Origin of the sequence: Congregibacter sp., from assembly GCF_047617445.1 — a bacterium.
Classification (GTDB): Bacteria; Pseudomonadota; Gammaproteobacteria; order Pseudomonadales; family Halieaceae; genus Congregibacter.
In genome coordinates, this window is the sequence record NZ_JBLGBE010000101.1 from 1 (window position 1) to 10,904 (window position 10,904).

12 protein-coding genes and 1 tRNA gene are annotated in these 10,904 nt (G+C 53.4%); 2 read left to right on the forward strand and 11 right to left on the reverse strand.

The features are described 5' to 3' along the window. The 4 genes from ACI9KD_RS15675 to ACI9KD_RS15690 all read right to left on the reverse strand — a co-directional run. Nucleotides 1–519 (reverse strand): gamma carbonic anhydrase family protein (locus tag ACI9KD_RS15675; protein ID WP_414982111.1); only part of this gene is annotated, 519 nt, incomplete at its 3' end. Between the two features lie 13 nt (nucleotides 520–532). After that, entirely contained in the window at nucleotides 533–1,660 is a 1,128-nt protein-coding gene (gene tgt, locus ACI9KD_RS15680; RefSeq protein ID WP_414982112.1) for a tRNA guanosine(34) transglycosylase Tgt, read from the reverse strand. Then, on the reverse strand, nucleotides 1,657–2,715 hold the full coding sequence (gene queA / locus ACI9KD_RS15685; RefSeq protein ID WP_414982113.1) for a tRNA preQ1(34) S-adenosylmethionine ribosyltransferase-isomerase QueA: 1,059 nt from the start codon (nucleotides 2,713–2,715) through the stop codon (nucleotides 1,657–1,659). The genes tgt and queA overlap by 4 nt, the downstream gene beginning before the upstream one ends. A 48-nt stretch (nucleotides 2,716–2,763) precedes the next feature. Next, on the reverse strand, nucleotides 2,764–3,027 hold the full coding sequence (locus ACI9KD_RS15690; RefSeq protein ID WP_414982114.1) for a hypothetical protein: 264 nt from the start codon (nucleotides 3,025–3,027) through the stop codon (nucleotides 2,764–2,766). Between the two features lie 226 nt (nucleotides 3,028–3,253). On the opposite strand from ACI9KD_RS15690, the gene ACI9KD_RS15695 reads away from it, so the two are divergent. Next, a tRNA-Leu gene (locus ACI9KD_RS15695) sits at nucleotides 3,254–3,340 on the forward strand. 61 nt (nucleotides 3,341–3,401) lie between these two features. On the opposite strand, the gene ACI9KD_RS15700 is transcribed toward ACI9KD_RS15695, so the two are convergent. Continuing rightward, the gene (locus ACI9KD_RS15700; protein WP_414982115.1) at nucleotides 3,402–4,226 is read right to left on the reverse strand and encodes an SDR family NAD(P)-dependent oxidoreductase; all 825 of its coding nucleotides are present in this window, start codon (nucleotides 4,224–4,226) and stop codon (nucleotides 3,402–3,404) included. Between the two features lie 38 nt (nucleotides 4,227–4,264). Next, on the reverse strand, nucleotides 4,265–4,588 hold the full coding sequence (locus tag ACI9KD_RS15705) for an REDY-like protein HapK (protein ID WP_414982116.1): 324 nt from the start codon (nucleotides 4,586–4,588) through the stop codon (nucleotides 4,265–4,267). A 192-nt stretch (nucleotides 4,589–4,780) separates the two neighbouring features. Here ACI9KD_RS15705 and ACI9KD_RS15710 point away from each other — a divergent pair, with 192 nt between their 5' ends. Further along, nucleotides 4,781–6,757, forward strand: coding sequence for an FAD-dependent oxidoreductase (locus tag ACI9KD_RS15710; protein WP_414982117.1), 1,977 nt, complete (start codon nucleotides 4,781–4,783; stop codon nucleotides 6,755–6,757). Nucleotides 6,758–6,805: 48 nt separating this feature from the next. Here ACI9KD_RS15710 and ACI9KD_RS15715 read toward each other — a convergent pair whose 3' ends face one another. The 5 genes from ACI9KD_RS15715 to ACI9KD_RS15735 all read right to left on the reverse strand — a co-directional run bounded on the left by ACI9KD_RS15715 (nucleotide 6,806) and on the right by ACI9KD_RS15735 (nucleotide 10,887). Then, complete coding sequence (locus ACI9KD_RS15715; protein ID WP_414982118.1) at nucleotides 6,806–7,768, reverse strand: LysR family transcriptional regulator; 963 nt, start codon at nucleotides 7,766–7,768, stop codon at nucleotides 6,806–6,808. A gap of 106 nt (nucleotides 7,769–7,874) precedes the next feature. Continuing rightward, nucleotides 7,875–8,531: a hypothetical protein gene (locus ACI9KD_RS15720; RefSeq protein WP_414982119.1), complete on the reverse strand. Its 657-nt coding sequence runs from the start codon at nucleotides 8,529–8,531 to the stop codon at nucleotides 7,875–7,877. Between the two features lie 5 nt (nucleotides 8,532–8,536). Further along, nucleotides 8,537–8,887, reverse strand: coding sequence for a hypothetical protein (locus ACI9KD_RS15725; RefSeq protein ID WP_414982120.1), 351 nt, complete (start codon nucleotides 8,885–8,887; stop codon nucleotides 8,537–8,539). Between the two features lie 74 nt (nucleotides 8,888–8,961). Further along, nucleotides 8,962–10,146, reverse strand: a complete 1,185-nt coding sequence (locus ACI9KD_RS15730) for a class I SAM-dependent methyltransferase (RefSeq protein ID WP_414982121.1) — start codon at nucleotides 10,144–10,146, stop codon at nucleotides 8,962–8,964. A 447-nt stretch (nucleotides 10,147–10,593) separates the two neighbouring features. Next, on the reverse strand, nucleotides 10,594–10,887 hold the full coding sequence (locus ACI9KD_RS15735) for a DDE-type integrase/transposase/recombinase (protein WP_414982122.1): 294 nt from the start codon (nucleotides 10,885–10,887) through the stop codon (nucleotides 10,594–10,596). Between the last annotated feature and the right edge of the window lie 17 nt (nucleotides 10,888–10,904).

Sequence of the window (10,904 nt, forward strand, 5' to 3'; positions counted from 1 at the left end):
AAGAGCCTCAAGCTCGCTGTTGAAACGTGCGGCATTACTCGAATAGTGGCCCGCATTGAGTGCGAGCATGGCTTGCTGATCCGCACTCAATGTCCTGCGTACCACTGCGGGAGAACCCATCACCAAGGATCCATCTGGAATATCCATACCCTCAGTAACCAGCGCATTAGCGCCAATGAGACAGCCCTTGCCGATAGTTGCCCCATTGAGAATCACGGCGTTGATACCCACGAGACTACCGTCACCGATAGTGCAGCCATGGATCATCGCATTGTGTCCAACGGTCACATTCTCGCCAATGCGAGCAGGAAAGCCCAGATCTGCGTGGATCACCGTGCCATCTTGAATATTGCTTCCCGCTCCAACCTCTATGGACTCCACATCAGCACGCAGCACGCACGAAAACCAGACACTACTTTTGTCACCGAGAGTTACCCGGCCGATCACAGCTGCGTTTGGCGCGACAAAGTGCCCATCACCATCCAGAACTGGAGTGTCTTCTCCGAGTTTATACAACATGCTGTGACTCTCCCTAAGGCTGACTGATGACGGATTGGCGCGTGCCACTCGCTTGAGCATCGTAGAACTCAGCAGCGAAATCATCCAGTCGCTGTGCCTCAATCGCTTCGCGAATGCCGCGCATGTGACCCTGATAGTAGTGCAAATTGTGCAGAGTATTGAGCTGAGATCCGAGTATCTCGTTGCACTTATCCAAATGATGCAAATACGCCCGACTAAAGTTGGCGCAGGTATAGCAGCCGCAGTGCTCATCTAAGGGCGCGGTGCTATGACGATGCTTTGCGTTGCGGATCTTTATCACACCGCTAGAGGTAAACAGATGTCCATTGCGCGCATTGCGCGTAGGCATCACACAATCAAACATGTCGATACCCCGGCGCACGCCCTCCAAAAGATCTGCAGGTGTACCTACACCCATAAGATACCGAGGACGATCCTCAGGGAGCAAAGGCTGCAAGCTCTCAAGCACCTTCAGCATTTCGTCTTTGGGCTCCCCCACCGACAAACCGCCAATAGCGTAACCATCAAAGCCAATATCTACGAGGCCATCCAAGGAACGGGCTCGCAAGTCTTCATACATACCGCCCTGCACAATACCGAACAGGGCTGACTTGCTGTCGCCGTGAGCTGCGCGACTGCGCTTTGCCCAGCGCAGGGACAGCTCCATGGATCGAGCCGCCTCCTCATGAGTGGCCGGATACGGCGTGCACTCGTCAAAAATCATAACGATGTCGCTACCCAGCGCTCGCTGGATCACCATGGACTTTTCGGGATCCAGAAACACCTTATCTCCATCGACCGGAGACTGAAAAGAAACGCCCTCTTCACTGATTTTGCGCATCGCGCCAAGACTGAAAACCTGAAAGCCGCCGGAGTCCGTAAGGATAGGGCCCTGCCACTGCATAAAGTCATGCAAATCGCCATGAGCTGCAATGACCTCAGTGCCCGGACGTAGCCACAGATGAAAAGTGTTGCCAAGAATAATCTGCGCACCTAGGGCTTTTACATCCCGAGGAAGCATGCCCTTAACGGTACCGTAAGTTCCCACCGGCATGAACGCTGGTGTGTCCACGACGCCTCGCGCGAAATGCAGGCGAGCGCGTCTAGCGGCGCCATCACTCGCTAAGCGTTCAAACTTCATAAAGGACGCGCCTCGGACTGTGGTGTGAGAAACATCGCATCCCCATAACTGAAAAATCGATAACGCTGTGCCACCGCCTCGTTATACGCACCCAGCATAAGATCTCGGCCGCAAAATGCGCTCACCAACATCAACAAGGTGGACTCGGGTAAATGAAAGTTGGTGATCATGGCATCGACACATTGAAAGGCATAACCCGGGTAGATAAACAAACGTGTATCCCCCACATACGGTGCAAGCTGCCCAGATGCTGAGGCGGTCTCCAGGCTACGAACAGCCGTGGTTCCCACCGCCACAACCCTGCCCCCACGCTCGCGCGTCGCGGCAATGGCATCACACACAGACTGACTTACCTCCAGATACTCCGCATGCATTTGGTGGTCTCGAATATCCTCGGTTCGCACGGGCTGAAACGTCCCTGCACCCACATGCAGCGTAACCTGAGCGCGTCTTACACCCATGTCATCCAGCGTTTGAAGCAACGCCTTATCAAAATGCAAACCCGCCGTGGGGGCTGCAACGGCTCCATCCCGCTGGGCATAGACTGTCTGATAGCGCTCCCGGTCTTCAAGCACATCGGCACGATCGATATAGGGTGGGAGCGGCATATGTCCAATTCGAGCAAGCATAGGTCCAAGAGCCTCTGCGCTGCTGATCTGAAACAACTCGCCCTCGCGACCATCGACCTTGACCTCCAGCTCCGTCCCTGGCGAATCCGCCTCTTCAGCGAGTGCAATAGTCTGCCCTGCGCGAGGCGTTTTGCTGGCTCTAATATGCGCCAATGCACTGCACTCGCCGGTAAGACGTTCGATAAGGATTTCGACCCGCCCACCCGTCTCCTTGACGCCATACAATCGCGCAGGAAGAACCCGGGTATCGTTAAAAACCAACAAATCATCGCAATTGAGTAACGAGGGAAGATCCAAGAAGTGGCGATGAGCCATTTCCGCCGTGCGACCGTTGACGCAGAGCAGCCTGCTGGCCGAGCGTTCCGCCAAAGGTTGCTGGGCAATCAGTTCCTGAGGGAGGTCATAGGTGAAATCAGAGCGTTGCATGCTAAGAACAGCGCGGGCTGAGCCGCGCTATATATCGGTTTACGGCGATTATTCTTTGGCTTCGCCGTCTTCTTCAGCGGCTACCTCTGACTCTTCAGCTGGGGCTTCATCAGCGGCGGCTTCTTCGGCTGGAGCCTCTTCAACCACGGCTTCTACTGCGGCAGCTTCAGTCACTGTGATCAGGCCTTCTTCGAGAAGAATACGCACTTTCTCTTCGCCATTGACTGCTTTCTTCGCTGCATCTTTAACCGCATAGCGCTCATCGCCGCGCTGAAAAATGCTGTAGTCGTCAGTCTTTTTAACTAATTTCATGGTCATACTTCTTTTCTCTCTGTCGGCGCACCCTCTGGTGCGTGGGCGGATACTCAGTTGGCGCACGCTCTGGGCGTTGCGCGAGCGGAGTGTACAGAATCATCCACCGGTCCGACAGCCTGAAAAAAGACGAATATCATCAAGTTGTGGACAAATTATGGCGGTACAGGATTGTCCACTGCTATACTCGCGCCCGCTCGGTGATCGGGCGTAGTAACTCTTCTGTGCCGGAGTGGTGAAATTGGTAGACACAGGGGATTCAAAATCCCCCGCCTTAACAGGTGTGCCGGTTCGAGTCCGGCCTTCGGTACCATTGCTTTTACCAAAAGTGATGTCTTGTCTTAACATCCAGAGTAACGAAGGCCCGCTAAGTGCTAGTGAGTCTCTTCGCCACCGCTCACATTCAACGCTTCACCCGTAATATAGGACGCGTCATCGCTGGCTAGAAACGCCACCATCGCAGCGACATCCTGTGCGGTACAGTGGCGCTTCATGGGGATGCGATTTTTCATTGCGGCCAAATACTCCGGAACCGTTAAACCCTGTAGCTCGGCGTAGTATTCATTCTGTCGCGCGCCGAGCTCCGTGGTGATGTGGTTGGGGCAAACCGCGTTCACGGTGATGCCGTGCTCGCCCAGCTCGCAGGCGTTGGAGCGCGTGAGCCCCACGAGACCATGCTTTGACGCGACGTAGGCAGCAAGGTGAGGGAAACCCGTTTTTGCGGCCTGGCTGGCAATGTTGATTATGCGTCCACCGTTACCCGCATCGATCATCCGTTTTGCCGCTTCTTGGGAGCATAAGAACGTGCCAGTCAAGTTCACATCCATCACCAACCGCCATTCATCGACAGGGACATCGACGAAGGCTTTCATCAGATAGCCAATGCCTGCGTTGTTGATTAGGACATCGATCTGGCCAAAGGTATCAATCGTCTCATCAAACAAGCGCGTAACCTGCCTGTCATCGCGAACGTCACAGGGAATTGCGACACACTCGCTCCCGAGTGCCGTAATCCTCGCCACCACATTCTGCATCGCCTGGGTCGCAGTACCGTTGCTGTCGGGCCCACTATTCTCTCCAAGGTCACTGACAACAATCCGATAGCCTTGTTTTGCCAAGTGCATAAGAATTCCTGCGCCTATGCCTTTTTCGCTACCAGCGCCAGTGCACAAGGCAACTTTGTTGCTGATGTTTCCCATGTTGGTATCCGCTTGTATTTTGGAGTTACGGGGCGCTGTCACTCAGATATTGAACCTAGCGCATGGGTCATCAAAAACTGCGGAGCATCTGCGAAAGACTGAAACTGCTGGGCGACTTTTTGCATAAGTTCACTGCCAATGTCCTGCGTGAACAAATCGCCATCGTTAATGCTAATCACTTCTACATATTCAAAAGGCGCCGGGTCATCAGAACCCAGTAGCCCGCTGCTGCGAAACACCTGATAGTCATCAACGGAGGCGAGATCACGCACAACCGGAAGGTCTGTAGACATGGCCCACTCCTCGTAATCTGCACGAGTCACAGATTCTTTAAGATTGAATAAAACGATGATTGCCGTCATAAAAATCCTTCAGTTTTAAGTCCTTACTCGCGAATTTATATACACTATTTTCTTTCACTACTCAATTCTAATAAAAGAATAATGTTAATATCTGAGTCTGAAATTTCAGCCTATTGGCGCAGCGTTGTCGAAACCATCCCGCCGTGCGAGACCTGAATCAATCGCGCCCAAGCGTAATGTTATGAGCTTTTTATGAGCAACTACCAACAACTCTTTTCACCGTGGACGCTGGGCGGTATACCGCTTCGCAACCGCCTTGCCCATGCATCAATCCTCACCCATTTTGCGAAAGATGGCAGGACCACAGACAAGCTTCTGAACTACCTTGCAAGTCGAGCCGAAGGCGGTGCGGGCATGATCGTGACGGAGCCATTGGCGATGCTCGCACGCGTACCTTCGAGCAATCGAGTTCACGCCTATGCCGACCACACGCTTCCCGAGCTAAGCAAGCTTGTAGCCGCGGTAGAGGCGCACGGCACACGCCTTATCGGGCAGATTCAAGATCCGGGTCGTGGCCGCCACGAAGTCGGTCGTAATGAAGCGGCCATTGGCGCGTCTGCTTTGCCCGATGATCTAAGCTGGACCGTACCGCACGTATTGAGCACAGCAGAGATCAACGCATTGATCGAAGAGTGGGCAAGCTCATGTCAGCGCCTGCAGCGTGCCGGGTTTTCTGGTGTGGAAATCTCTGCTGGTCATGGACATCTTTTCCACCAGTTTCTTTCCTCTCACGCTAACAAACGACAGGATGAGTTCGGCGGTGACCTTTTGGGCCGCACACGATTTGTTATCCAACTCATTGAGCGCATCCGCGGGGTCTGTGGTCGGCCATTCATTATTGGCATCAAACTACCCGCTGATGATTCGATCAAAGGCAGTATCGATCTACAAGAGGCAGAGAACATCGCGCGTCTGGTGAGCGCTTGTGGAGAGCTGGATTACTGGACCTTCGCCTGGGGCGGTCACTCGGATTCTCTGTGGACACACCTTCCGGGAGCCGAAGGGCCTCGCGCGCCATACTTACCCGCCATCAAGCGATTGCGCAGCGTTGCGCCAGAGATACCCAGTGGCGCTCTTGGCTATATCACGGACCCCAATGAAGCCGAGACCGCTCTGACCGACGGTACCGCCGACATCGTGTTTTTGGGCAGAGCACTGATTGCTGATCCAGCCTGGGGTGAGAAAGCCCGCCTGGGTAAAGAGAACGAGATTCGATATTGCGTGTCCTGCAATACATGCTGGCGTGCCACGGTTGAGGGCGGTGGGGTCGCCTGCGACAACAACCCACTGGTCGGGCAAAAAGGCGAGGCATTTTGGCGCCCGGCCAGAGTCAATGAAAGCCGTCGCATTGTCGTCGTTGGTGCCGGTGTCGCAGGGCTTGAGGTCGCATGGGTGGCCGCCACCCGAGGTCACTCTGTGACCTTAGTCGGCCGTACCGATGGCGTGGGCGGCAAAACCCGAGTGCATGCTGACTTACCGGGTGGCGAGAACTTAAGTAGCGTTTATGACTACCAGTACTTAGCCGGTCAGCGCGCCGGCGTTCAGTTCCTGTTCAATCAACAGGCATCCTTGCAGGACATTTTGGCGCTGGCTCCCGATACCGTGGTGCTGGCAACGGGTGCGACGATGAGTGTGCCGGATTTTATTCCGCCGGAGTACGTCAGCGAAGGCGTAATTACTGATATTCGGCAACTGGTTGTGGATCTGGCCAGCTCTACATTCAAAGAAAGCGGCACACTGGTTTTGGTAGATAAAGATCACACAGAGATGACCTATGCTGCAGCCGAGTTTCTGGCTGAGCGGTTTGAACGGGTCATCGTGGTGACACCTCGGGACCGAATTGCCTCGGATTGCTCTTTAATCAATCGCCAAAAGATCTACACGAGTCTGCATCGTAGCGGTGTTCGCATTATCACCAGCTGTGAACCGACAGATTTAGACAGCCTTGAGCGTGGCGTCTTACCGGTTCGAAACATCTTCAACGGCGATATCGAAAAACTGGACGAAGTCGCAGCGATCACCTATTCGACCGCACGCCACCCCAACGATGCACTCGCCAAGCCACTAGAAGCGGCCGGCTATAAGGTAGTCAGAGTCGGTGACTGCTTTGCACCACGATCCTTGCTTGCATCCACAGCTCAGGGACTCGCTATAGGTTGTGAACTATAGGTTGTGAGACAGGGTCAGGCCAAGTCGTACGCCTCGCCTACGAGATCGCTAGCTACCGTGTAACTCCAGCGCGGAGCGGCGAATTTCATCCATGAGCACTTCAGCTGCTGGATTTAACTTTCGACCACTCATACTGACTAAGCTGGCATGCCGTGTCACCGTGGGGCGGTCTATATTCACCTTGTGCAAAATAGGCCGATGATTGGCATCGTAGCTTCTACCGGCCATCGCCGGCGAAGTCATAAACAAGAAGTCACTGGACAACATCAGCTGCGTGCCAACCTCTGGCGCATCGCTGCGAATAACATGCGCGGGTGCTTCGAGTCCTTCGGTAATAAATGCGTTGCGTATGACATGCCAATCGCTCGGCCTGCGCCGGGGAACCAACCAGGTGTAACCTTGTAAATCTTTTAGCTTTGGCCGCTTCAGCTTCATAACCGGATGTTTCTCGCGGGCAACAATAATGTCCTGCAAGCTGTAGAGCTGCTCTTCTACGATGCCTCTCGGCGCCGTATTGCTCGCGGAGACACTGCCACACAAAAAGTCTATTCGTCCCTCGGTGAGCTGATTGAGCAAGGCCTCCGAGTAGTCTTCGATAATGTTGATTTCTACGTCAGGCCTCTGCTGATGAAACGTGAGCAGTACTTGGGCAATGAGTTCGACATCGCAGGTCTCCCCAACACCAATCTCAACCTTACCCGCACGCGCACCCATCAAGGCATGCATATGGTGAACCGCCTCCTCCATACCGTTGATCTGGCTCCGAGCGTATAGCAAAAAGACTTCGCCATACTCCGTGGCCGAGGTTTGGTTACCCCGGGACCGGTTGACTAAGGTGGTCCCTACCATAGATTCGAGTTTCGCAAGGCTCATGCCTAAGGCCTGCTGGGTAATCCCAAGGTTTTTTGCTGCATCGGCAAGTCCGCCACGCTCGACAATCTCCACAAAGCGCTCCAGCTGCTTGTACTGAATATCGGCGATTTTGCTTTTTTTGATCGTGGTTTTAGGCATGCGGCATTGTTACACCCTTGTGAGGCCAGTTCTAGCGAGAGTCCCCAGAACGCGGCGCGCCCTGACAGGTTCAGTACATGGGTAGAGAGTGCCAACCGTGAGCTCGCTACATGCCCGGCTTCAGCAGTCCAGAAATGCCAGCCAGCACCGTACCGGCATAAATACAGAGAACAGCGACATAAACGGGAACGAGGTCCTTGCTAATTTGGCTATTGGTCTCATCGCTCGCGCCTTCGCTGGCCAGCGACTGAAAGCCCAGGACAACGGGCACAAAATATCGCTCTAGCGTAAGCGCAGAAATCGCAATAATGACGTAGGCGTACCATTTTAACGCCAGCCACAGGGGAAGCTCACCAGTCGAAAGAAGCCAGGTCGCACCGCCACCCATACCCACAACAATCACGCCACCATAGAACAAGGTTTGCACCCACATCGCGAGGCGGTGCTTACGAGTACCCGGTACCTGGAAAATAATCAACCATGTAGCAATCAGCCAAATAGCCGCAATGGCGAGCCCGTAGCTCACAGGAATGAACTCATAACCCCATTGACTCGAAAGCACTACGCCGCTGCCCCATACCAGCGGCACGCACAACCGTGGAAGACGATCCAGGATCATGCCAACTTCCAATAGTGTCAGCCGTGTCTCAACGCTGAGGCTACCCCGCTCCGCAAAACGGCAGGCAATAAAAACCCCTAAATCTGTTCCGAGCCAAAAAACCCAGCCCATAACGTGAACGACAAGTGCGACTTGCTCCAGCATTACGATTATTCTCCGGTCGCCTGATAGCCCTGAAACTTATCCACTTCTTTTTGACGACTATCGATCGATTGCGTCGGAGCACCCATAGTTCTAAAAGCATCCGCAAAAAACTCCTGCATCAGCTGCTGATCCTGCTGCTTATCACTATCTGACAATTCAAACTGTTCGAGCTCCTCCGCACTCAACACACCTTTTTGAATCAACAGTTCCTTCAAAGTGCGGACCTGCATACGAGTCGCCCAGAGTTGCGACATGGTTTCCAGCAATGCAGTCATTAACGCATCACCTTCGGCTGATTCAAAAAAAGCAGGACGCTTGCCGCGCGTGTCGACATTAATGGTTTCGTCGTTATTCATTACTCTTTCCTGTTCAGGCAACCCGCGGTTTGAGTGGGTGCTTTTAGAGTGATCTATCGATGACAGTGCCGCCGCTACTTCCAGGCGCCAAACCCAAACCATTCAATTCCCGCTGCCAGGCGGCCAGTGTTCCCGCCAAACTCCGCATCGACTTGTATGGCTTCGGCATAGTCTTGGGCTTGCATGTAGGTGTATTGCGGCGTGATAAGTTGCAACAACTTATCCTTCTCAAATCCTGCTTCCATTCGCAGTTGCGAAAAATCCTGGTCTCGAAAAGTTTTGTAAAAAGGCTCGTTGTTGTAGTACGCGTCCCAGTCGAGATAAAACGCATCGTAAGCCGTCAGGCTGTCGTTCGGCGGCAGCTCCATATGCAACATCAGACCACCCGGCTTGAGTACTCGCTGTGCTTCAGACATTACCTTACGGATGTCTTTAACAGGCAACTCATGCAAGAACATGGAGGAGAAAACCACGTCCACACTGTTGTCCGGATAATCGAGGCTCGTTGCATTCATTTGTCGAAAATTAACATCCACTCCCAAATTCTGAGCACGCGCATTGCCGTAGCGCAGGCACGCAGGCGCTATGTCTATACCGGTCACGGCGGCATCGGGGTAAGTCATCTTCCATGCGCAGGTGTTATGGCCGATGGTACAGCCAAGATCGATGATCGTCGTCGGCGCAAAGTCAGGAAATTTCTGGCGAATGTACTGCGCCATTGATTGACCGATATCGTCAAGGTTTTCGCCCATCATCCCGAAGGAAAATATGTTCAGCCCATGATCGTAAAGAGCACCGCCCATCCAGTCCGCTGCAGCATCTTCTCGATGATAGGACCCAGGCGCCAGGTGCACATCCAGTGCCGCCACATTTCGTGGAATCTCTAACTCATCATTGAGCTCGAGCTTGCTTGGGACAGCATCACTGTTGGCTGCCGCAATTTTTTGGCTCAATTCAGCGCGAGAATCATGTAAAGGCCTCAGCGCGCTGCGCCAAACCATCTCCTGCGCGTTGTAGCGCATGCTTGAGTAAAACTTAAAGACGGAGTCAGACTTAAGAGCTTGGTGTACATCCTGACCAGATGCAGGCGTTTTATCGAGCCTAGACAGCTCAGGCTCAATGCTCGCCTCATAATGGTCTTTCATGGAGGTGGCCATGTCATTAAGGACAAAGGCCCGCAGCCCCGACACAAAGTCCTGCTTGGCGGCTTGCTCGTCGTTCCCTTTAACAAACAAATCATGTTTTAAGGCGGCTGGCATGCTTGACGTCTCCGATGATGCAAAAAATCAATATAAAAGAAAAAGTTTTACATATCTATCATAGACCTAGTATTTTTTTGTTCGATAACAATGACCGATCGTATATCCAACCCCTTTTTGGGGCGGATTCAGCGTGAATGCAATCAGCTACAAAAGCCTTGGGGGCTAACAGAATGAAAAAGGTTCTAACACTTCGGGGCGACGCCTATCAGAGAGTACACTCATCGCCGCAGCAATAGCGGCGGCCGGTATTCGCAAATTAACCTCTCCGGACCTCGAGGAACGCGCTTCAAGAGTCAAGCTACCGCCCCACCCCATTCGACAAACGCACTCATCCAGAGATCGCGATAGTGCTGCGCTCTAACTAGGTGCCTTCCGAGATTAAACAAATTGCTAACCGCCGCGTGGGCACCAACAGATCCCTAAGCCTGCCTGAGCGACGTTAATTTACGCATCCCCCCCCACTCTCACCCTGGTCGCCTCATACCCGATAAAGCGGGGCAGGCTCTGCGATTGCTCAGCACGATTATTCTCATACTGCTGAGTACTGAGAATAGTCTCAGGTATCAGCTCTCTATGGGCAACGCCATAACTCCGCAATTTATCGGTCACGAACTTTCTAGGCTCCCTATCATGCGCCCTCATCAGGCGCTTGAAGAAACGCTTAGCAGCAGCCCGATCCCGTTTGGCTTGAAGATAGACGTTGACCGCTTTGCCATCCTGATCAACAGCCCGCCACAGGTAATGCTGCTTGCCGT